The following is a 22,402-nucleotide window of genomic DNA, read 5'->3' on the forward strand; positions in this document are numbered from 1 at the left end:
TCTACCATATGAAACATCGTTTTTTACTATACACTAAATTGAGCAACTTCGCTAGTCGTCCAGAAAAAAAGTGACGGCCAAATGAATGGCCGTCACAACAATCTAACATGAGATTAAAGTGATTTTACTGCATTGACGACGTTGTCAACTGACATGCCGTACTCTTTCATGAGGAGGTCTCCCGGTGCAGATGCTCCGAACTTGTCGATTCCGAGTACTTTACCACCGAATCCTACATATTTGTACCATCCAAGTGTCGCACCCGCTTCAAGCGATACGCGTTTCGTCACTGAAGATGGAAGGACAGACTCTTTATATTCTGCAGATTGCGCTTCGAAGAGTTCCCATGATGGCATCGAGATGACTGCCGCTTTCACGCCTTCTGACGCGAGTTGCTCGCGCGCTTCGACGAGGACATGTACTTCTGAACCTGTACCGAGCAAGAGAACGTCTGCATCTTTCGATTCACCTGCAACGACGTAAGCTCCTTTTGCTGCCGTTTCAACAGATGTGCCTTCGAGTTCTGGTAACGCTTGACGAGTCAAGACGAGAAGTGAAGGAGTCGTTTTCGATGTCACCGCTTGTTTCCAAGCTGCAATCGTTTCTTTGCCGTCAGCAGGACGAAGAACTGAGAGGTTCGGCATCGCGCGGAAGCTCATCAAATGCTCGACCGGCTCGTGCGTTGGACCATCTTCACCGACTGCGATTGAGTCGTGCGTCAAGATGAACGTTGATGGAAGTCCCATAAGTGCTGCGAGACGAACTGCAGGACGAAGGTAATCCGAGAAGACGAAGAACGTTGCACCGTAAGGAAGCACACCACCATGAAGGGCCATACCGTTCACAGCCGCTGCCATCGCGAACTCACGAACACCGAACCAGATGTTACGGCCAGCTGGATCTTCATCGAAGTCCACTGCACCTTTGATCATCGAGTTGTTCGACCCGGCAAGGTCAGCCGACCCACCGAAGAGTGTCGGTACTGCTTTTGCGATCGCGTTCAACACTTCTCCGCTCGTTTGACGTGTTGCTTTTTTCGAACCGATTTCGAATGTCGGCAACTCGCTATCCCAACCTTCAGGAAGCTCATTGTTCATTGCACGCTCGAACTGTGCACCGAGTTCTGGGTGTGCCGCTTTATATGCTTCTACGAGTTCGTTCCAGTCTGATTCATATTTCGCGCCAGGCTCGACAACTTTCTCGTTAAACAAGTCATATACTTCGCTTGGTACGTAGAATGACTCGCCTTCCCATTTATAGAACTGTTTCGTCAATTCGATTTCAGCATCTCCAAGTGGAGCACCGTGTGATGCCGATTTACCTGATTTGTTCGGTGAACCGAATCCGATGACCGTTTTAACTTCGATCAATGTCGGTTTTGATGTTTCAGCTTTTGCTGCATCGATTGCTTTTGCGATTGAATCAATATCTGTTCCATCTTCGACACGAATGACTTGCCATCCGTACGCATTGAAACGGTCTTCTACGCTTTCAGAGAATGACTTATGAAGGTCGCCATCGAGAGAGATGTCGTTTGAATCGTAAAGAACGACGAGTTTACCGAGCTTCAAGTGACCTGCGAGTGAAGCCGCCTCAGCAGATACACCTTCCATCAAGTCTCCGTCTCCGCAAATACCGAACGTATAGTGGTCAACGACGTTGAACTCGTCACGGTTGTAAGTCGCTTCTAAATGTTTCTCTGCCATGGCCATCCCGACAGCCATCGCAATCCCTTGTCCAAGTGGTCCCGTTGTCGCATCTACCCCAGCCGTGTGGCGGTATTCAGGGTGACCAGGTGTCTTCGAGTCCATTTGACGGAATGATTTCAAATCGTCCATCGACAAATCATAGCCAGACAAGTGAAGGAGCGAATACAAGAGCATCGATCCATGACCCGCTGAAAGCACGAAACGGTCACGGTTGAACCAGTTCGGGTTTTTCGGGTTGTGACGCATTTTATCCGTCCAAAGTGTAAACGCCATCGGGGCAGCCCCCATCGGCATCCCTGGGTGACCAGAGTTCGCTTTTTGGACCGCATCAATTGAGAGCGTCCGAATCGAGTTAATCGCTAATAATTCTTTAGTAGTTGTTTCCACTAATTTCATCCTCTCTGTGTTAAGAAGGTTTTCTACCCGTCATATTTTATCACACTCAATCGTGTGTCACAACTAATTAATTAGTATAACACATTTGATGAAATCGTTTCCTTCTATTGAATAAAATAGCGTGTAATCCGTTCGTCTGATGCGTGTTCGTGTATAACAAAAATGCACATCCTATACGAAATAGGATGTGCATTCAGTATCACTCACCGCGATAGCGTTTTTGATCTTCTTTCAACTTCTCTGGGGTAACGTCGTTTCCATCTGGGTCGACGACTTTCATCCCCATCATTTGTGATTTGAACGACTGACGAAACGCTTTCAAGTATTCTTGACGCAAGTCCTGTTGTTCGTTCATTTCTTCTTGAGACAGTCCTTCTGTCTTCGCTTTGTTGGCGAGGAAATTGATTCGCTCCAATTGTCCTGGTGCTAACATCCGACTCGCCCCCTCTCTAGTGAATTTGTTCTTATACTTTACAAAATCAGAGAGGAAGAATCAAGTTTCAGCAACTGACTGGTGTTCGAGATATCGTCGATTGACCGTTGCTTTCGAGACTTCATAGCCAAATCCTCGAAGTGTCGCCGCAATCTCAGCGAACGTCAAGCCACGCTCGCGCAATTGAATAATCTCTTCGATTGGAACTTCGATTCGATGTCGCCCGCCTTGATCATTACTTTGAATGTTACGTTGTGGGTTGAATCCGTTAGCGACCGCACGACGCATCCCACGAGAAATTTTTGCGTTATGAATCTTACGCTGATACTCTTCGACAACACTGACAATCTCCAATACCATTTTCTCGGCATCGGAAACGACATAGTCCGACGTCGACTGCATCGTCAGCAATCGAACGTCATGCTTCATTAATGTATGCAAAATCGCAATCTTGGCATTGCCTCGTCCTAAACGGCTGTCGTCCGTGACGAGAACGGCATCCAGTTGCGAAGTGGATACATGGTCAAGCAAATCGAGTAACCCTTGTCGGTTCACTTCATAGCCACTTTCTTGCTCAGTGATGACATCAATAACGTCGGCCCCTAATCGAGAAGCCAATTCTTGTAATTCTTCGACTTGCCGACTGAGTGATGTCTCTTGGGTAGACTTGTTCGTCGATACCCGACAATAGATGACGACTCGCATCGCATCACTCCCTTTCATCGCATTCATTTCTTACGATACACAGTTCGTAAACCGTTCGCAATGAAGAACGATCACTCAGCGGCATACCATTTCATTTTTCGTTCATTATGCGCTTCGCGCTCAGCCATAATCTGTGCTTCGAGTGATTCCGCTTCGACGTATGCGACCTCTTCTTCAATCGTCCGCTCTGTCGTGACGACCGGATCGACAACCTTTGATTCCCCTCGCATTTCCCCAGCCAAATAAAAGGCGAACATCCCGACCAAGAGCATCCCGACTAAAATGATTCCGTTGAGTGTATCTTTCATGATTGCATTGCCTCCTGTATAAGAATATATGTTCGTTAGAACGTTTGTTCGTTTATCTGTTCTCATCATAAAACAAGAACCCGTGTTCGGTCAACATAAAAAAACGAACGAATGTTTGTACGCTCATGTGTTCTTGTGTTACACTAGACACATAAAGAATAGGATGCGATTGCAGGTTATTCGATTATATCGAGGTGAACATAATGAAGAAAATGTCAACGCGACAACAACAGATTCTTGATTTCATCAAAGACGAAGTACGGGCAAAAGGTTATCCGCCTTCTGTTCGTGAAATTGGTGAAGCCGTCGGTCTAGCATCTAGTTCGACCGTCCACGGTCACCTAGATCGTTTAGAGAAGCGCGGATTGATTCGTCGAGACAAGACGAAGCCTCGCGCGATTGAAATTTTAACTGACGACATGCCGTCAATGGAAGAACAAGAGTCCGTCATGTACGTACCGGTCATCGGGAAAGTCACTGCCGGGACACCGATCACCGCCATCGAGAACGTGGAAGAACACTTCCCGCTCCCGGCACATATCGTCGGTTCAGATAATGTATACATGTTGTCTGTCTCTGGGGATTCGATGATCAACGCAGGCATCTTAGACGGGGACCGGGTTCTCGTCCGCCAGCAGAGCACGGCCGACAATGGAGAGATTGTCGTTGCTATGACGGAAGAAGGCGAAGCGACCGTGAAACGGATTTACAAGGAAGCTTCAAAGGTCCGCCTTCAACCGGAGAACGACGAGTTAGAAGCGATGTATTTTGACAACGTCTCGATTTTAGGGAAGGTTATCGGTGTATACCGGACGATTCATTAATGGCTAGTGGCAAGACCCATACTCGTACGAATCTCGTGGCAACCGGAGCACTTGCGGTTGCCACGCCTTTTCTTGAAATCGATGTTCCGTTCTCATTGATCATCGGTGCCATCATCGGTACACTCTGGCTCTCCCCGGACCTCGATTTAAAATCAGACGCCTATTATCGATGGGGACCACTCAAATTGATCTGGCTCCCTTACGTAAAGCTTATGCCGCACCGTTCGCTCTTCTCGCACTTACCTGGTTTGAGTGATGTGATTCGGATTGCATATATCGGCTTTCCACTCGTGCTGACCTTGCCCTTCACGGCATACGAAGAGGCAATCCGCTCATGGGTTGACATTCATGGCTTGTCTTTCTTTTTAGGGCTCGTGTTTGCGACAACGCTGCATACAATGCTCGACTATACATCGACATTTATAAAAAAAGCATTCTGAACAATCGAAAGGCGATTTCCCCTCATACGGAGAAAATCGCCTTTTATCGTACATTGTTTATCCGAACGCCACTAGTACAACGGCATTACTCTCTGCTCCAAACCGGTGTTCAACCCCTTTTGGAATCGTCACCATATGACCCTCTGGAACGATCAGAGACTCGGTCTTTGTCTCGATTGAAAAACCACCCTGAAATGCGATAATGATTTCTTCATTAGAGTCATGCACTTCATATGGATAAGATTGATTTCTCAAATGAATCATAATCAAGCTACCTGCATCTATTTTCTTTAATTCATAATCTTGATCAATTTCAAGGGATCTCCCTAACTTTTTCAAATCAACTACTTTCATAGTTGTACACCTCTTTCAAGACACTCCTGCCTTACAAGATCCACGTTCCCTTCATGACATTCTCTCGTAAATGACGATGGATACTTCATCTCTTCTCCTAATGCGATGATTGCCTCATTATCGTTTTGTTCTACCGAACGAACCAAACGTTTTATATAGCTACGCGCCATCTCAAGTCGAGCCAACATAGCACCCGTGTCAGTTGTGAATTCACCGTGACTCGGAATGAGAAGTGTAATGTTGCGATTTTTTAAAATCACTTCGGCTTTATCTAACGTATTCAAGTATGCAGATGATTGATCAAATATATATGGCAACTCAAAATCAGATAGATAATCTCCCGCAATCCAAATCCCTTGAGGTTCGATGATTGCAAACAATCCGTCGTGCGTATGACCGGGCGCTAAATAGAACGTGATCGTCGTCTCACCCAACTTCAATTGTTGACCGTCTTCTTTAATGACACAATCAAGTTCTGGAAACTGAATATCATACGGGCGATCGATATAGTATTCATTGTCAAATTGATTGATGAGATTGAGTTTATATTGCTTTCTCGGATGATGTTTCATGCCCTCACTTCCAATTACAATCGCATCCGGAAAGGCACCATAACCAATAATATGATCGAAATCCCCGTGCGTGAACAACAAGTATAGCGTTCGTCCTGCTCGAATCTTTTCAATATCTTTTTTTATTTCCTCAATTTCAATCGGTAACCATGTCGGATCGACAAGAAGTATAAAATCCTCTCCTTCAACAATCGTGCTCGTCGTTTTCCACAGAGCACTCTGATAGATTTTGACCGATTCACTCTCAAATTGCTTCATATCCCTTTCACTCCTTAAAAAAAATAAGCCTGGGAGATATCTCAATCAGATATCTCCCAGGCTTTTATCCTTCCGTGTATACAGTATATGCTACTGTACGTTCCCTCTCGGACCAGAACCATTTCAAAATGCGGAACCCTAGAGAACTTTAACAATATTTTTTATAATTATACGATTCGATTCATTAATTTTCAATTATAACTTTTCATTTAACCAAAAAACTCTTGCCGACTGCTTCTGAATGAAGTGTCCGACAAGAGTCGATGAATCTAATAGATTAGTAGAGCGTCATGTACTGATCGCGTTCCCACTCCGTTACTTGCATACGGAACATATCCCACTCGATTTCTTTCAACTCGAGGAAGTGTTCGCCGATATGCTCACCGAGTGAGTCCATCACGACTTTGTCCGCACGAAGGACTTCGAGTGCGTCGAAGAGCGTTGCTGGGAGATCGTCGATTCCGTTCGCAACACGCTCTGGCTTGTCCATCACGTAGATGTTGCTGTCGATTGGTTTAGGTGCATTCAAATCTTTTTCGATTCCGTCAAGACCTGAAGCCAAGAGGGCAGCAAGTGCGAGGTACGGGTTCGCTGCTGGGTCAACCGAACGTACTTCGATACGAGTCGAGAGACCACGTGCCGCTGGTACACGTACGAGTGGTGAACGGTTGCGTGCACTCCATGCAACATAGCAAGGTGCTTCGTAACCAGGTACGAGACGCTTGTATGAGTTCACAGTCGGGTTACATACTGCTGTGAACGCACGAGCGTGCTCCAAGATACCAGCCGTGAACGCGCGTGCTGTGTCCGAAAGTTCCATGTCACCATTTGGATCGTAGAAGACGTTTGAGTCACCTTTGAAGAGTGACATGTTCGCGTGCATTCCTGAACCGTTTACACCAAAGAGTGGTTTTGGCATGAATGTCGCGTGAAGACCATACTTCGCTGCAATCGTCTTGACGACGAGCTTGAACGTTTGGATGTTATCTGCCGTTGTGACAGCATCCGCGTATTTGAAGTCGATTTCGTGTTGTCCTGGTGCAACTTCGTGGTGTGATGCTTCGATTTCAAAGCCCATGTTTTCAAGTTCGATGACGATTTCTTTACGGCAGTTTTCACCGAGGTCAACTGGCGCCAAGTCGAAGTATCCACCTTGGTCGTTGAGCTCAAGTGTCGGACGACCTGATGCGTCTTTCTTGAACAAGAAGAATTCTGGCTCTGGTCCAACGTTGAACGCTGAGAAGCCAAGTTTTTGCATCTTCTCAAGGTTGCGCTTCAGAGTACCGCGCGGGTCACCGCTGAATGGTGTACCGTCTGGGTTATAAATATCACAAATTAAGCGAGCGACTTTTCCGCTGCCATCTGTCCACGGGAAGACAACCCATGTGTTGAGGTCTGGATATAAGTACATGTCTGATTCCTCGATGCGGACGAATCCTTCGATTGACGATCCGTCAAACATCATCTTGTTATCAAGTGCTTTGTCCAATTGGCTGATCGGCACCTCGACGTTTTTGATTGTTCCGAGGATGTCCGTGAATTGAAGACGAATAAAGCGTACGTCTTCCTCTTGTGCGATGCGTTTAATGTCTTCTTTTGTGAACGTTTTTCTGGCCATGGTAAAATGTCCCCTCTCACATTGCGTAATGGTTGATGTGTGCGGCGTTATCGATAAAAACGTGAAAGCTCACCTTGAATGAGCGACGTCTTATTGAAACGACCGGCTTCTTGAAGCTGTGTTTTCAACAAATGATGTAACTCTTTTTCCGAAACCTTCGGTGCTTCATTGACCGGTGCGGCAGGAGCAGATGCTTCCGCTTCTTTTTCACCTTCTTGCTCTAACATGTGGCGAATCGCCGCCAAATTAAAGCCTTGGTCAATGTAATCCTTGATTGCGAGTAGACGTTCGACATCATTAAAGGAATAAAGTCGTCGTTTCGATTCCGTCCGACTAGGCGAAATCAGACCCTGTTCTTCGTAATACCGAATCTGCCTACCTGTCAATTGCGTCAGATCTTGGACGATTCCAATCGGAAACAACGGGTTGGAGCGACGAAATTGATCGGCCATCCTTACCCCTCCTTTTCTGTCTCACAATGTGAGAATAATATATGACAACAATCCTGTCAATAGATGTTAAGAAAGTTAACATGACAGATTGGTTACAAATGTGTCGGCTGATTTTGGTCGTTGAATTCGACCAATCCTTTACCGTGTAATTGGCTCAACGCCAACATAAGAGCGACTTTTACGTGAGCATACGTCAGACCACCTTGGACGTAAGCTGTGTACGGTGCCCGAAGCGGACCGTCGGCAGACAGTTCGATGGAAGACCCTTGAATAAATGTCCCAGCCGCCATGATGACGTCATCTTCATAGCCTGGCATATAGGCCGGTACTGGCAACGCATGGGCATTCACTGGTGATGCCATTTGGATACTCTGACAAAACGCAATCATCTTGTCACGGTCACGGAACGTCACCGACTGAATCAAGTCCGTTCTTGGAGTCGAATAGTGTGGATCAGTTTCAAATCCAATCAACGACAATAGACTTGCCGTCAAATGCGCCCCTTTTAATGCCTGTGCGACTGTATGAGGTGCCATATAGAAGCCTTGATACATCTCTTGAAGCGAATAGAGTGATGGTCCGGCTTCACTTCCGATCCCTGGAGTCGTCATTCGGAACGAACAGCGTTCAATCAACTCTTTCGTACCAGCGATATAACCGCCTGTCTTCGCCAATCCACCACCCGGATTTTTAATGAGAGAACCGGCCATCAAGTCGGCTCCGACGTGCGTCGGTTCAATCGTCTCGACAAATTCACCGTAGCAATTGTCCACGAACACATACACATGCGGATGCGCCGCTTTGATGCGTTCGATGGCAATCTTGATTTCTTCTACTGGAATACTGCGACGATTCGCATATCCTTTCGAGCGCTGAATCCCAACGAGTTTCGTCTCCGGACGAATCCGTTCGATGACGCGGTCGATGTCGATTTCACGTTCCTCTTTTAATTCGACAGTATCGTAAAGGACACCGAGTTCTTTCAGAGAACCGCGACCATCGCCTCGGATGCCGACGATCTCCTCGAGCGTGTCATACGGTTTCCCTGTGATATAGAGCAGTTCATCACCTGGTAGCAGGACACCGAACAGGGCAATCCCGATTGCATGGGTACCCGAGATGATTTGCGGTCGACATAATGCGAGCTCTGCTCCGAACACGTCCGCATAAATCGATTCGAGCGTGTCCCGACCGAGATCATCATATCCATATCCCGTCGTCGGATTAAAATGAAAGTCCGATACTTTATGCTTTTTAAACGATTCCAGGACGCGATACTGGTTGAATTCGGCTGTTTCTTCTATCTTTTCAAAAAACGGTTTGACCCGCGCCTCTGCTTTTTTCACGAACGGCGCGAGTGCATCATAATGTTCAATCTTTTCTTGCCACATACTTACACCTCAAATTGTTTTAGCGTCGCGTATAGACGCGTGTCTTCTCTCATATAGCCTACCAACTCGACAGAACCGTCTTCCAAGAAATTTTCTTCAAGACGATACATTGCCTCTTTGGCCGGGTGGTAATGTTCAAAAGCCGTCACCGTGAGAATGACGTGGACTTTTGTCAAAATGTCCGCAATCTTATCCTCGAGAGCACCAGTCAACGTCACGATATCTTCTGATGCGATCGCTGAGATCAAGAGCGGTCCGCCGACGAAGTCTTCCGTGAGCCGGTCTTTCTTATTATATACCTCGAGTTGTGGGACCTCACTCGCACCGAGTTCTTCCAATACCGCATTCGTCGTATCGATTTGGTTCAAATAATGTGGGTTCGACGCATCGATGACATGAAGGATCAAGTCGGCACCGACTACTTCTTCCAACGTCGAACGGAAGGCTGCAACGAGTTTCGTCGGCAAGTCACGGATGAATCCGACCGTATCGGTAATCAATATTTTTCCGCCGCGTGGAAGTTCGAGTTCACGCGTCAACGGGTCGAGCGTCGCGAACAGTTCATCCTGCTCGTACGTGTCGGCATCGGTCAATCGGTTAAAGATTGTCGACTTCCCAGCATTCGTATACCCGACGAGCGCGACCTGGAATACGCGATTTTCTTTCCGACGTTCCCGGTAGCGGTCCCGGTGTGCGACTGTCCCCTCGAGCTGTTTCGTGATTTCATCGATGCGTCGCTTGATGTGACGACGGTCCGATTCAAGTTTTGTCTCACCAGGACCACGCGTCCCGATTCCACCACCGAGTCGCGAAAGCTGTGTCCCTTGACCGATGAGACGCGGCAGCAAATAGTTCATCTGCGCGAGTTCGACCTGCAATTTCCCTTCACGCGATTGCGCACGGCTCGCAAAGATATCTAAGATGAGCTGCGTGCGGTCGATCAGCTTCATCTCATCCGGGTCGTTCAAGGCGATGCGAATGTTCTTCGACTGCGCCGGAGTCAATTCGGCGTTGAAGATTAACAAGTCCGGCTCGAACTGTTCGACGAGCATCGCGAGCTCTTCAATTTTTCCTTTCCCGATAAAGGTACGACGGTCGACTTGTTGACGCTTTTGGTCGAGTCGTGCGACGACCTCACCTTGCGCCGTATCCACGAGTTCGACGAGCTCGCCCATCGACTGTTCATATGTCCAATCATCGACATTCGGTAACTGACAGCCGACGATGACAACTTTTTCACGTTCAATCATGTAATCCCTCATTCCATAAAGTCTCACCTTTCATCTTACCACGAATCAGCGTATAGAGAACGTCCGTTTGTGGTAGGATAAAAGAAGAAGGAGGCTCGACCATGACGAAACGTAGAAAAGACTATCCGCTCCCGGAATTTATCGAAACGTACTTGTATCATCTCGGAGCAAGCGGCCGTCAACCCTCGACGCTTAAACGATATCGCTACGACTTGATCGACGTGCATAAATACTTTCACGACCACAATGTCGAACTGAACGAACCGACGGACTGGTTAGACGTCCCCATCGAATCGTGGAAGACGTTCGTGAATGACTTTTTAATCGAAGAGAAGCACTATCAACAGGCGACCGTCGCAAGGATCGTCACGGTCATCAATAGCCTGACCCACTTTTTAAATCCGCTTCGTAAAAAGATGCTTGCCTATTCGCAACCGGCACATACGTTGACAATCGACCAAGTCGCACTCGAATCTGAATTTGACCGACTCGTGCAAACGATTCGATCGACGAGAGGACTGAGCGAGAATCAATTGCAAGCCCATCCATATCTCGTCAATCGGAACGAACTGATCGTGACGCTCTTCTATAAATATGGATTGCGCGTCCATCACATCATTCGTTTGCGAATGAGCGACTTGCATCTGGCTGATCACACCTTCGACGTGTATGACCGTCTCGGAAACCGATTCACGTTGAAGCTCTCGCAGGAAGACCAATCGTTACTCATGAATTATTTGGCTGATATCCCGACTCCGGTGCGGCCACGCTGGTACTCGGAAGATCCGGTCTTCGTCTCATTCGATTTCGCCCGAATGACGTTCCGCTGGGTATATGCGAAGAATCAACCGAAGCAACTGACGATTGTCATGATCACGAAAATGATGCGGCAATTGAACGAACGGAGTGGACTTGCGCGCTCCGTCACTCCATCGATGCTTCGAAACGCCCACGTGTTAAAGACATATGCGGAAGATATGACACCATCCGATCGAATGAATATCACCTGTATGCATAAAGAGTCTTCCCTTCGCCGTTACGAACAGGCTTATGAAGAGTTTGGAACTGAACTGTTCGAGTCAGACGAAAGACCCGCCCTCTCGTGAAGGACGGGTCTTGTTTTGTCCGTTTATAAGTGTTATCGAAATTTGGCATAAAGGACACTCATAAATAATTAATGATTATTCCGATTCTACTTTATTTGGCTTCTATCGCATGCTGAAATAGTCTTTCCCTTTCATCGTCAATTTGACGGGTATCGATTCTTGTAAATAATGGACCGTCATATTGAAGAATCGAAGATTTCACTTTCAATACCTCCCACCCTTCCTTGTCCACCTCTATTGCATCTCGTATTTTTTGACTCGAAAATGGTAAGAACGGCTTTAATACATTACCAAAATTCACGATTAAAAACGTACAGTTCGCTAACGTTTGTCTGCAGTCCGCTGGGTTTTCCTTAATCGTTTTCCATGGTTGCGTTTGATCAAAATATTTGTTCGAAAATCGAATCGCTTCAAAAATCAATTCCAGCGCTTGTTTAAAATTCGTATCTTCGATTAACTGACCTACTTCTGCATATAAGTTGCTAATCCGTTCTTCAATCTCACTTGAAATATTTTCGTTCGGAATGAGATTTTCAAAAGATTTCTCGATAAATTTTAATGTTCGATTCACGAAGTTCCCGTAGGCCCCTAAGAGTTCTGCATTGTGACTATATATGAACTCCTTCCATGAAAAATCTGCATCCCGATTTTCAGGTGCATTGATCGTTAAGAAATAGCGAATAGAGTCTGGATCATATCGTTCTAACATATCAGGAAGCCACACTGCCCAATTTTTACTTGTTGAGAGCTTTCTTTTTTCTAGCGTCAGATATTCGTTAGATACGATATGAGTCGGGAGTGCTTTGTCTCCAAGAGCCTCTAAAATCGCTGGCCAGATGATGGAATGAAACGGGATGTTATCTTTTCCATGAACGTAATAAGCTCGAGTTGAGTTGGACCAGAAAGAAGCCTCATCAGCTCCTACTGATTGCGCCCACAATCGACTTGCTGAGTAATATCCTGAAACCGCCTCAATCCATACATACACCTTTTTCTCTTCATATCCAATAATTGGAACATTCACACCGATAGATAAATCACGTGATACCGCACGGTCGTGAAGACCTTCTTGTAAGTAACGCTTCGTCAAAGAAATCGCATTCTCTCTCCATAACGATTGACAGTCCGCATATTCCGTATATTTCTCAAGAAATTTTTGAAACGAACTCAATGATAAGTAAAAATGTTCAGTTGAGCGCGTGGACGGTTTGTTCAAGCAATGCTTACATCGAGGTTCCAATAAATCTAAGGGTTCCAAAATTGTTGAGCAATGATCACATTGATCGCCACGAGAGGAACCATGACATACCGGACAAGTACCTTCAACATAGCGATCCGGTAAGAATTGCTTACATGTTTCACAATAGGCTTGTTCCACTTCTTTTTTATAAATAAAACCTTTTGAGTAAAGTTCAGTAAATATGTCTTGTACCACTTCATGATGCTGGGGATGATCGGTACGTGCATACACATCATAAGAGAAACCTAAAGATGAATAACACGCTACGAACTCATCATGGTATCGGTCAGCAATTTCCGTAACCGATACACCTTCTTGTTTAGCACGAACAGTGATTGGTGTTCCGTTACAATCACTTCCTGAAACATATAGAACGTCCTCCCCTTTACTCCGATAATATCTTGCTAAGATATCACCTGAAAGTAGGCTAGAAATATGCCCTAAATGCAATGAACCATTTGCATAAACCCAAGCACCACCAATAAATATACTCATTCTTAAATCCTCTCCCATCCTTAAAATTGAAAAAACCTCGCCCTCAACTGTCAATAACAACAGTTAAGGGCGAGGTTTGAATTCTCGCGGTACCACCTTAATTCGCAATCTGATTCACATCAGATGCCTCTACAAGTACTGTGTATCATGCTATACACGAATACCGTGACATGGATAACGGATGCCAAATCCCGTCGCCTCCTACTTGTGAATCCGCACGTTCAGGACGAAGCTCAGAGACCATTTTCAAACGAGTGTCTTTTACCTTTTCTCAGCTTACAAGGTTCTCTGTATAAAAACGAACTCGATTTACTTTTCTCTTCAACGCATTTTCATATAGTTATACGTATCTTAGTCTTATCAGTTATCAGTAGTCAATAGATTTCTAACCTTGAGGTTTATATAACTTATCGACACTCATCAATGTGTCGTTCTCAAAAGTCGCTTTATAGAGGTCCGGCATGTCGAGTTCTTTCCAAAACTCATATCTATATCGCGCATCAAAGTAATTCAAGATGAGAACCATGATATTTCCATGTGTGCCGAGCACCACTTTTTTCCCTTCGTACATACGGAGCAGTGATTGTAGAGCCTCTATTCCTCTAGATTGAGCCTGAACGTTCGATTCTCCACCTTCCCATGCGAACGACGGGTTCTGCCAAACGGTTTCCATGGCACTTTTAAAATCTTTAGCCGGTGCTGAAGTCAAGGTTCGCTCTCTTAAATCATCCATCACTACAATGTCTTGTTCAAGATAATCCGCGATGCCTTGGACGGTTTGAACGGCTCGTTTGTAAGGGCTCGAAGTCACAATATCGATTCCCTCACCGATTAGGAGATTCGTAATTTCAGCAACATCCCGCATCCCACTTTCAGATAACGGTCTAGCGAATTCATCTGGTGTAAAGGTAGAATGTGCATGCCTGACAAAGTATATAGTTGTCATCTAGTAGTCCCCTTTTTAAAATACGTATCTTTCTCGTCGTTGTTTACATACGATTCCCAGTCTCATCATAAGCTTTAGAGTGATGATTTAGCTGCAAATATTCATGTCGCAACAACCCGTAGACGACATGATCGACGTAACGGTCATATAGCCATTCCGCATCCCGAATGACCCCTTCTTCTGTAAAACCGAATCGTTCCGGAAGTGCTCGACTCTTCGAATTCTCTGTCGCGACTCGGATCTCAATCTTATTTAGTTTAAGATCTTTGAAGCCATACTCGATGAGTGTCTCGAGTGCTTGACTCATGATCCCTTTCCCTTGAAACTCTTGTCCGAGCCAATACCCGATTGTGCCACATTGGATTCCGCGATCGATTTCGTTAAATCCAATTGTTCCAGCCAGTTGACCTTTATACATCAATGCGAAAGACTTCGGAAATCCACCCGTTTCAATCAATCCTTTGATACGTCCTTCAATATTCTTCCTTGAGTCTTCAACTGTTTCAATATAATCGAGCCAACCAAGCCACTCTCGAAGGTATGGCTTCGATGCAATCGTCAGCTTGAATAATGCGTCCGCATCGTCTGTATTGAACATTCTCAGTGTGATATCGCCATTTAGTTTATATTCCAGCATGTAGATTCATCCTTATCATTTATAATTTTTTTCAATTCACTTTCATATGTTACTGCAATTTTTAATGGGTTAATGGTCCGTTCGCTTAGTTTTTCAAATGTATCAATCAAGCTATATTGATCAATGTCCAACTCAAATACCTTTTTTACGTATGGTGTTTGTCGGCTCGCTTCAAAATACCAGCTGAAATGTTCACTGTAATCCCAACCATCACTAGACCCGACGATATGTAGTTCTTTTTCGTAAAATTGAGGTTGAAGCACCAATTCTTCTCGATTGCCGTCTGATAAGATACAGATCGACCCATTCGGCTTAACGGCTTGTTGAAGGTTGATGAATCCATCATTGCGAGCCGAACATTCAATGCCGTAATCATAGAAGCTCTCTTTCATTTCGTTCGAGGAATACACCCGGCCAACACCAAACGTATGAGCTAGTTCTTTTCGATTCGAATCTGGCTCAATCGCATCAATCATTGTTACACCATAATAGGTTCGTAGATAATAGGTGGCAAGTAACCCCATCGTCCCCAAACCAGACACAATGACCGAGTCGCTAGAGGATGGTGCTAACTTTCTAACCCCTTTTGCTGCATCGCAAGACAAAATCGCTAACAATGCTGTTTTATAATCCACTTCTGGCGGAACGTAAAACGCTTTTTGTTCAGAGACAATTCCGTATGTTTGTTGTCCATAGAAAGCGATTACCCGATCTCCGATATTGAGCGAAGTCACACCTTCCCCTCTATTTACAATGATCCCATAACTCTCATATCCCACTTTACGAGGGTAGACCGGACTTGAGTCTGTCAAATCCGTTTCTTCATATTGGGGAAGCTCTGCACCAATGCTAATGGCAGTGGCGATGGTTTTAATTAAAACCTGATCCGTCTCAAGAGTTGATATTCGTGTTTCAGCCCACTCCAATTCCTTCTTACCTACTAGTTTCAAAGCTTGTTGAATCATTCCATCCTCCTGTTATGACAATTTCACCCATATGACAAGTTTACAGAATTCATCAAATTTTGTATAATTATTTTTATATCATTTTATGAAGAGGTGAAAATGTGTAATAACGATTCGTCCAACCCACCCAATTGAATAGATTCGGAGGAGATTTGTGATGAAATCGTTTTACACATTGCTCGTTAGCCAATGGCTCGCAAATATTGGCGATGTCCTATACATTGTCGCGCTCATTGCCCTGCTGTATCAACAAACTGGGTCCGCTCTCATGGCGGCCAGCTTCCCGATTGCCGTGACTGCCGGTATGACACTCAGCGGACTCTTTTTCGCCCGTGTCCTCAGTCGCTACTCGCTAGGGAAAACGCTCGTCCTGTCACAACTGATGAAGACGATCAGCCTAGTTCTCGTCCTCTTTACGGATTCGATTCTTGTTCTCGCGCTCGTCATGATTATTGCATTCCTCGATGGGTTCGCGAGTCCGATTCAAGCGTCATTTATCCCAAGATTGACGACGAATCGTCAACAAGCGAACAGCCTCGTTCAAGGTTCCAATCAGTTCATCCAACTTGCGATGTGGCCGCTCGGGACGATGCTTGTCTCTCTCTCGTCGAGCGCCATTGCGTTAATCGTGTCACTCGTCCTGTTCAGCCTTTCGACGATTGTGACGATTTACTTCTATCAATCGCTTACGGAAGACATTGTTGATGATCGAACGGATGAATCGATTACCTTACGCGTTAGCCTCGCTTATGTAAGAACGTCACCATTCGCTCGTCGTGTGACTTGGTTTGTGGCATATGAATCATTTGTCAGCACGCTCTGGATTTCAGCGTTGCTTCTCGTCTATCTCGAGCGACATCTGCACGTCAATCCGGGTTGGTGGGGAACTCTCAACGCATCGTTTTTGATTAGCATGATTGCCGCGAGTGCCTATCTTTATCGGTCTCAAAGAGCACCCTCACTGCCGTCAACTGCCATCCTATCCATTGTCGCCGCCATCTTATTCGGTATGACCGCGCATCTTGCCTTTGCAATTTTGGCGTTAGTGATCCAAGGGGCAGCCACACAAATTCGCATCATCCAAACGAACACCGTCATTCAAGAACAGATCCCGACTGCACAGCTTCCTTATGTATATAGTGTGCAGCAAACGGGCTATGCCTTCGCATTCAGTGTGGGAAGCTTGGTGTTTGGTCTTCTTGCGGATGGGCTACCGATTGATTCGGTATACCTTCTCGGTGCACTCTTGACCCTTCCGTTGATCTGGATTGGGCGATTGACCGAACAGTCCATTTTGACCGCATCTTCTGTATAAGTATCAGGCGCCTTCTCAAAGAGAGGGCGCCTTTATGTATAGAACTTTCCACCGAAATATACGGTTGGACTCCCCTTTCGATTACAATCGAGTGAAATCACAGATGCAATGGTCGGTTCCGAAAGCGTGATGATTTCTAAAACTGAGTTTAGGCCGCAAATCCGATAGTGCGTGAACAGTGTTAAATTGTCATGTATCAACCCCAAAAACGAGAAACGCGTTTGTGTCAAAAAATCCAAATATCCGGATTTCTCGAATCGTTTGATTTACGAACCTTCGAACTCATCTGACGGTTCATCCATGATTCCATCCGCAAACGACTCTTGAATGACCTCCATATAGATGACGTCTTCAAAGCATAGTTTTACATTGATCACTTATCGCTGGGAATGAACCTCAGCAACCTCGACTCGTTCACGGAATCTCGTGTTTCGCTTCTTCTGGTGATCAAGTAATTATAATTGAAAGGTCAGGCGGCTCAATCCTATATCATGTTGATAATCAAATACGTGCATCATACCGTGATAGAAGAATAAATCTTCGAACTTCATTGTCATCCCCCCTTTTAGTCAATTTCGTATTGAAACACTCCGATGCCATATCCACGTTTCAAATCTCCTAAAATAAAAAGTGAAAGAATGCACGCCTCGGTCTCAATCAAAAATCGAAATTCTTCTAATTCTTCACTTGTTTCGATCATTGTAACCAATTGCAGGAGATCACTTTCAGATGTATTTGAAAGATTACATATCACCGTATAGTCATTCGACCATATCATTTTCCCATGATGTTCGATATTATACTCACGCTTAGTCTGATTTGCCCATTTCTTAAATTCAGATAGAAATGGATTTTTCTTAGACACTACCTGAAAAGAAGAGACGTCTAGTAATGTTAATAGTCGGGAGATGAACGAGGAGGCCGACTTCACTTTTGGTAATCCAAATTCCCTCCAGTTGCTTTCCGACGGTAGGTTAAACAGATTTTCTTTCTTTACAGAAAACGAATCAGGGTCATGAAAATCGCGACTGTAAGCACTTAGAAAATCAACTGTCGAGATGCGTCGTTTATCGAGATTGATCCGTGTCTGAGTTGAATAGATTTCACGACGATACGGATCATACAAAAAGAGAAGTTGTCCCTCTATATAAACGCCCAACGGCAAGGTCAAATCAATGTACCGAAGTCGTCCTAATTGTGATTCTGTGACCATCACATCAAGTTCACAATAATCTGTGACTCGATATAAACCGGCAGGCAATCGACTTAAATAGCCATGATTCAATGTGAACAGATCCATCGTCTGAAATGACTGAACATGTAAATGTTCGACGTTTGTTTCATCAAAGTTCAAACCAGATTCTCCTTTCTTGTAATGAATGAAGTAAATTGAACTAAATGATGTCGTATACTGAAAGAAATACACGATCGGAGTGATTATCATGTCAAAGCTTTCGCACGAAGAAACCCTCGAATTACTTAATTCCCTCGAGTCTCGTTTCACTGAAAACGTTGAACGACATTCTGACGTCGTCTGGTCAGACGTATTGGAACGAATTCAAGTCAATCAGGACAAGTTGGTTACACTCTCCTTAATGGAACAGACAGGAGGCGAACCAGACGTGATTCGTCTCCCTAACGGAGACCTCGCTTTTTGCGACTGTTCAGCCGAGAGTCCGAGCGGTCGACGAAGTCTCTGCTATGACGAACCAGCTCTTGAGGCACGTAAAAAGAATAAGCCAGTCGGAAGCGCGCTCGCCTTATCTGAACAGATGGGAATCAGCCTTCTCGATGAAGAAACGTACCGTCACTTACAAACGCTCGGGGCATTCGACTTGAAAACGTCGAGTTGGATTCAGACACCGGATGTGATTCGTCAAAAAGGTGGCGCCCTGTTTTGCGACCGTCGTTATGATCACATCTTCGTCTACCATAACGGTGCAGATTCATATTATGCCGCACGAGGATTTAGAGGAATGGTCACGATCTAAGCAAGGCATTGCGCCTTGCTTCTTTTTTATTGAAAGAACCAACTCAAGACTCTTGGAATATAGATGATAAAAAATAAACTAATAGGAATCACTGCGAAAAGCCTTAATATCCACGTATATTTACCCTTGAACTTCCTAAAGTAGAACAACAATGCACCAAACATAATCGCATTCGCTGTCAAATTCGGTTCTTCTATCCCGTTCTCCATCCATTGCATGAAAAAAACCTTCCATCCAGGAAAGGATTCGAGGGCGAACGACTCACTGAAACTCGGTGTAAGGTTGTATTTCAGCCTCACAACCCAGGCTCCTATATAGACAGAGATGAATAAGAGCGCATAGCACATCAGTGCAACGTTCCATAATTTTTCTTTCCAACCCTCACTCCGAAAGTACAAGACATACATCACAATCAAGACACTAAAGATCACATTTATGATGAATGGTGGTGAAATCGTCAGAATCGAAAACGTTTTTCGATCTATCACCATCCCCACTTGAAATATCTCTTGCTGAAACATACACTTTCCTCATTTCTGATATGTACTGATTAATCAAATTACGGTAATTGAAATATTAATAAATACGCTATATCTCGACTTACTCCATTTGTTCTCTATCTGAATATACTCGATTTCATAGACAAATCCACAAAAAAACTGCAGACAGATCGTCTGCAGTTCTCGTTTATGCGTGTAATGTCACATTCAACTCTTCCGCGACCGTTTTGAACGCTTCGAGTGCCCGTTCGAGGTCATCTCGCGTATGTTCCGCTGTAACGATAGTCCGAATACGGGCTTTCCCGCGCTCGACCGTCGGGAAGGCGATACTCTGTGCGAATACGCCATGTCCCTTCAACTTGTCTGAGAATGTATGTGCAAGCGTCTCTTCACCGAGCATGACCGGTGTGATCGGTGTCGTCGCATGTCCGATATCAAAACCGAGGTCACGAAGACCGTTCTTGAAGAATTCTGTGTTCGCCCACAGCTTGTCGAACAACTCTTCTTCCTCTTTCATGACACGGATCGCTTCACGGTTCGCCGCTACAACTGCCGGTGGATGTGATGTCGAGAAGAGGAACGGGCGACCTTTGTGGATCAAGTAATCGCGTACGTCTTGTGAACAGGCGACATAGCCACCTAATACCCCAATCGCTTTCGAGAGCGTCCCGACCTGTAGCGCGACACGACCGTCAAGACCGAAATGGTTGACCGTTCCACGCCCGTTCTTCCCGAGGACGCCGGATGCGTGGGCATCATCAACCATGACCGCAGCGTCATACTTCTCTGCGAGTTCGACGATGGCAGGAAGCGGTGCGATATTCCCATCCATCGAGAAGACGCCATCCGTCACGACGAGACGTGTGCGATAGTCCTGCGTCTCTTTCAACGCCTTCTCCAAATCTTCAAGGTCGACGTGCTTATAGATGCGACGTGCCGCTTTCGTGAGGCGAATCCCATCGATGATTGATGCATGGTTGAGGGCATCACTGATGACGACATCTTCTGGTCCGAGAAGTGCAGACAAGACCCCGAGGTTCGTCGCGAATCCTGATTGGAAGACGAGTGAGGCTTCCGTATGTTTGAACTCCGCGAGTTCGCGCTCGAACGCTTCGTGCATCTCGAACGTCCCTGCAATCGTACGGACCGATCCTGTTCCTGCACCGTACTCTTCGACCGCTTCAATCGCCGCCTGCTTCAAGCGCGGGTGGTTCGCGAGTCCGAGATAGTTGTTTGACGACAGTTGGACGAGTGACTTCCCATCGATTGTCACTTCATTCCCTTGTGCTGATTCGAGCGGGACGAGCTTACGGAACGTCCCCTGTTCTTTCATCTCATTGATTGCTTCTGTAATATGTTCAAATGCCATGATGTTTCCCCCTTTAAGGTATTAAGACGACCTTTCCACATTTCCCTGCCCGCATGAGTTCGAACCCTTTTTCGAACTCTTCGAGCTTGAAGACGTGCGTGATGATCGGTTCGACGTTCAACTGACCCGTCGCAAGCATCGTCGAGACTTGGCTCCACGTTTCATACATCTTGCGGCCCGTGATCCCTTGGACGCGGACGCCTTTAAAGACGACGTCCCGCGTGAGGTCGATAGCGACCGGACGAGCCGGGAGTGACAAGACGTTGACGTCCCCACCTGCCGTGACCATCTTGAATGCTTGATCGATCGCAATCGGGTGTCCGCTCATCTCGCAGACGACATCGATCCCGTCTCCGTCGGTCTCACGCTCGATCAACTCGAGCGGATTCTCCTCTAAACTGTTGATGACGACATCTGCCCCCATCTCTTCGGCGAGTTTTAAGCGATATGGATTGACATCAATCGCATAGACACGACTCGCCCCTGCCGCTTTGGCGACGCCGACCGCCATGAGTCCGATCGGTCCACAACCGACGATGGCGACCGATTTGGCCGACACGTCACTTGCCAATACCGTATGGACCGCATTCCCGAGTGGTTCTTGAATCGAGGCAAGTTTCGCTGGCATCGACTCCGGGTTCACCCATAGATTTTCTTCAGGCATGACGACATATTCTGCGAAGCAGCCTTGTGTGTCCACACCGATGATTTTTGTGTTCTTACAGATGTGGTACTGCCCGCGCAAACATTGTTTACACTGATGACAGACGATATGCGTCTCAGCAGACACCGTCTGTCCGACTTTGATCCGCTTCGTCCCTTCCCCGAGCGCAACGACCTCCCCCGAAAACTCATGACCAAATACGTATGGTGGTTTGACGCGGCTTTGCGACCATTCATCCCATTCATAGATGTGGACATCGGTCCCGCAAATCGATGTCGCTTTGACTTGAATGAGTACTTCTCCAGGTCCTGGCGTCGGAACTGGTACGTCGACCAGTTTTGCCCCAAACCCGGCCGTGTGTTTTTGAATCGCTTTCATTACTGGTGTCGTTGATTCCGTCTCTTTGGTTGACACAAGTTGTTCCATTGAAAACGTCCCCCTCTTGTCTCTTATGATCGAACGAT

23 protein-coding genes, 1 riboswitch and 1 other annotated feature are annotated in these 22,402 nt (G+C 45.9%); of the genes, 5 read left to right on the plus strand and 18 right to left on the minus strand.

What is annotated here, in order from left to right; genetic code table 11:
- Positions 1-113: 113 nt before the first annotated feature.
- The 4 genes from tkt to KNO90_RS01135 all read right to left on the minus strand — a co-directional run bounded on the left by tkt (position 114) and on the right by KNO90_RS01135 (position 3,551).
- Positions 114-2,105 carry a transketolase gene (tkt, locus tag KNO90_RS01120; protein WP_214740887.1) on the minus strand — a complete coding sequence of 664 codons (1,992 nt, stop codon included), beginning with the start codon at positions 2,103-2,105 and terminating at the stop codon, positions 114-116.
- Positions 2,106-2,304: 199 nt separating this feature from the next.
- The gene (locus tag KNO90_RS01125; RefSeq protein ID WP_031423491.1) at positions 2,305-2,538 is read right to left on the minus strand and encodes a DUF896 domain-containing protein; all 234 of its coding nucleotides are present in this window, start codon (positions 2,536-2,538) and stop codon (positions 2,305-2,307) included.
- Between the two features lie 60 nt (positions 2,539-2,598).
- A complete protein-coding gene (locus KNO90_RS01130) occupies positions 2,599-3,243 on the minus strand; it encodes a YneB family resolvase-like protein (protein ID WP_214742381.1) in 645 nt (214 codons plus the stop codon).
- Between the two features lie 71 nt (positions 3,244-3,314).
- Positions 3,315-3,551, minus strand: coding sequence for a hypothetical protein (locus KNO90_RS01135; RefSeq protein WP_215112822.1), 237 nt, complete (start codon positions 3,549-3,551; stop codon positions 3,315-3,317).
- A gap of 203 nt (positions 3,552-3,754) precedes the next feature.
- Here KNO90_RS01135 and lexA point away from each other — a divergent pair, with 203 nt between their 5' ends.
- Together lexA and KNO90_RS01145 are read left to right on the plus strand one after the other, a co-directional pair.
- Positions 3,755-4,375, plus strand: coding sequence for a transcriptional repressor LexA (gene lexA, locus KNO90_RS01140; protein WP_215112823.1), 621 nt, complete (start codon positions 3,755-3,757; stop codon positions 4,373-4,375).
- Positions 4,375-4,815: a metal-binding protein gene (locus KNO90_RS01145; RefSeq protein ID WP_215112824.1), complete on the plus strand. Its 441-nt coding sequence runs from the start codon at positions 4,375-4,377 to the stop codon at positions 4,813-4,815. Before lexA ends, KNO90_RS01145 begins: the two co-directional genes overlap by 1 nt.
- Before the next feature lie 57 nt (positions 4,816-4,872).
- On the opposite strand, the gene KNO90_RS01150 is transcribed toward KNO90_RS01145, so the two are convergent.
- From KNO90_RS01150 to hflX, 6 genes are all read right to left on the minus strand, one after another.
- The gene (locus KNO90_RS01150) at positions 4,873-5,169 is read right to left on the minus strand and encodes a cupin domain-containing protein (RefSeq protein ID WP_214740895.1); all 297 of its coding nucleotides are present in this window, start codon (positions 5,167-5,169) and stop codon (positions 4,873-4,875) included.
- Entirely contained in the window at positions 5,166-5,999 is an 834-nt protein-coding gene (locus KNO90_RS01155) for an MBL fold metallo-hydrolase (RefSeq protein ID WP_215112825.1), read from the minus strand. Before KNO90_RS01155 ends, KNO90_RS01150 begins: the two co-directional genes overlap by 4 nt.
- Before the next feature lie 51 nt (positions 6,000-6,050).
- Positions 6,051-6,152: riboswitch (guanidine-I (ykkC/yxkD leader) on the minus strand.
- 124 nt (positions 6,153-6,276) lie between these two features.
- A complete protein-coding gene (gene glnA, locus KNO90_RS01160; protein ID WP_214777394.1) occupies positions 6,277-7,617 on the minus strand; it encodes a type I glutamate--ammonia ligase in 1,341 nt (446 codons plus the stop codon).
- Between the two features lie 47 nt (positions 7,618-7,664).
- A complete protein-coding gene (locus KNO90_RS01165; RefSeq protein ID WP_214692728.1) occupies positions 7,665-8,069 on the minus strand; it encodes a MerR family transcriptional regulator in 405 nt (134 codons plus the stop codon).
- A 92-nt stretch (positions 8,070-8,161) separates the two neighbouring features.
- The gene (locus KNO90_RS01170) at positions 8,162-9,460 is read right to left on the minus strand and encodes a methionine gamma-lyase family protein (protein ID WP_215112826.1); all 1,299 of its coding nucleotides are present in this window, start codon (positions 9,458-9,460) and stop codon (positions 8,162-8,164) included.
- Positions 9,461-9,462: 2 nt separating this feature from the next.
- Positions 9,463-10,710 carry a GTPase HflX gene (hflX, locus tag KNO90_RS01175; RefSeq protein WP_215112827.1) on the minus strand — a complete coding sequence of 416 codons (1,248 nt, stop codon included), beginning with the start codon at positions 10,708-10,710 and terminating at the stop codon, positions 9,463-9,465.
- Positions 10,711-10,811: 101 nt separating this feature from the next.
- On the opposite strand from hflX, the gene KNO90_RS01180 reads away from it, so the two are divergent.
- Complete coding sequence (locus KNO90_RS01180; protein WP_215112828.1) at positions 10,812-11,816, plus strand: tyrosine-type recombinase/integrase; 1,005 nt, start codon at positions 10,812-10,814, stop codon at positions 11,814-11,816.
- Positions 11,817-11,907: 91 nt separating this feature from the next.
- Here KNO90_RS01180 and metG read toward each other — a convergent pair whose 3' ends face one another.
- The 4 genes from metG to KNO90_RS01200 form a co-directional block, all read right to left on the minus strand.
- The gene (gene metG / locus KNO90_RS01185; protein WP_215112829.1) at positions 11,908-13,551 is read right to left on the minus strand and encodes a methionine--tRNA ligase; all 1,644 of its coding nucleotides are present in this window, start codon (positions 13,549-13,551) and stop codon (positions 11,908-11,910) included.
- A gap of 62 nt (positions 13,552-13,613) precedes the next feature.
- Positions 13,614-13,885 (minus strand) — a binding site (T-box leader).
- Positions 13,886-13,936: 51 nt separating this feature from the next.
- A complete protein-coding gene (locus KNO90_RS01190; protein WP_215112830.1) occupies positions 13,937-14,497 on the minus strand; it encodes a histidine phosphatase family protein in 561 nt (186 codons plus the stop codon).
- Positions 14,498-14,540: 43 nt separating this feature from the next.
- A complete protein-coding gene (locus KNO90_RS01195; protein ID WP_214740908.1) occupies positions 14,541-15,134 on the minus strand; it encodes a GNAT family N-acetyltransferase in 594 nt (197 codons plus the stop codon).
- Positions 15,116-16,099, minus strand: coding sequence for an alcohol dehydrogenase catalytic domain-containing protein (locus tag KNO90_RS01200; RefSeq protein WP_215112831.1), 984 nt, complete (start codon positions 16,097-16,099; stop codon positions 15,116-15,118). The genes KNO90_RS01195 and KNO90_RS01200 overlap by 19 nt, the downstream gene beginning before the upstream one ends.
- Positions 16,100-16,256: 157 nt before the next feature.
- On the opposite strand from KNO90_RS01200, the gene KNO90_RS01205 reads away from it, so the two are divergent.
- Positions 16,257-17,414, plus strand: a complete 1,158-nt coding sequence (locus KNO90_RS01205) for an MFS transporter (RefSeq protein WP_215112832.1) — start codon at positions 16,257-16,259, stop codon at positions 17,412-17,414.
- A 565-nt stretch (positions 17,415-17,979) separates the two neighbouring features.
- Here the strand turns inward: KNO90_RS01205 and KNO90_RS01210 are convergent.
- Positions 17,980-18,768, minus strand: coding sequence for a hypothetical protein (locus KNO90_RS01210; RefSeq protein ID WP_215112833.1), 789 nt, complete (start codon positions 18,766-18,768; stop codon positions 17,980-17,982).
- Between the two features lie 88 nt (positions 18,769-18,856).
- Here KNO90_RS01210 and KNO90_RS01215 point away from each other — a divergent pair, with 88 nt between their 5' ends.
- Positions 18,857-19,405 carry a DUF4256 domain-containing protein gene (locus tag KNO90_RS01215; protein ID WP_215112834.1) on the plus strand — a complete coding sequence of 183 codons (549 nt, stop codon included), beginning with the start codon at positions 18,857-18,859 and terminating at the stop codon, positions 19,403-19,405.
- 26 nt (positions 19,406-19,431) lie between these two features.
- Here the strand turns inward: KNO90_RS01215 and KNO90_RS01220 are convergent, their stop codons facing one another.
- The 3 genes from KNO90_RS01220 to tdh form a co-directional block, all read right to left on the minus strand.
- Entirely contained in the window at positions 19,432-19,926 is a 495-nt protein-coding gene (locus KNO90_RS01220) for a hypothetical protein (RefSeq protein WP_215112835.1), read from the minus strand.
- A 166-nt stretch (positions 19,927-20,092) separates the two neighbouring features.
- A complete protein-coding gene (locus tag KNO90_RS01225) occupies positions 20,093-21,274 on the minus strand; it encodes a glycine C-acetyltransferase (RefSeq protein WP_214740918.1) in 1,182 nt (393 codons plus the stop codon).
- 13 nt (positions 21,275-21,287) lie between these two features.
- Positions 21,288-22,364, minus strand: a complete 1,077-nt coding sequence (gene tdh, locus KNO90_RS01230) for an L-threonine 3-dehydrogenase (RefSeq protein ID WP_215112836.1) — start codon at positions 22,362-22,364, stop codon at positions 21,288-21,290.
- Positions 22,365-22,402 lie beyond the last annotated feature (38 nt).

It is taken from the genome of Exiguobacterium sp. s63, from assembly GCF_018617335.1.
Classification (GTDB): Bacteria; Bacillota; Bacilli; order Exiguobacteriales; family Exiguobacteriaceae; genus Exiguobacterium.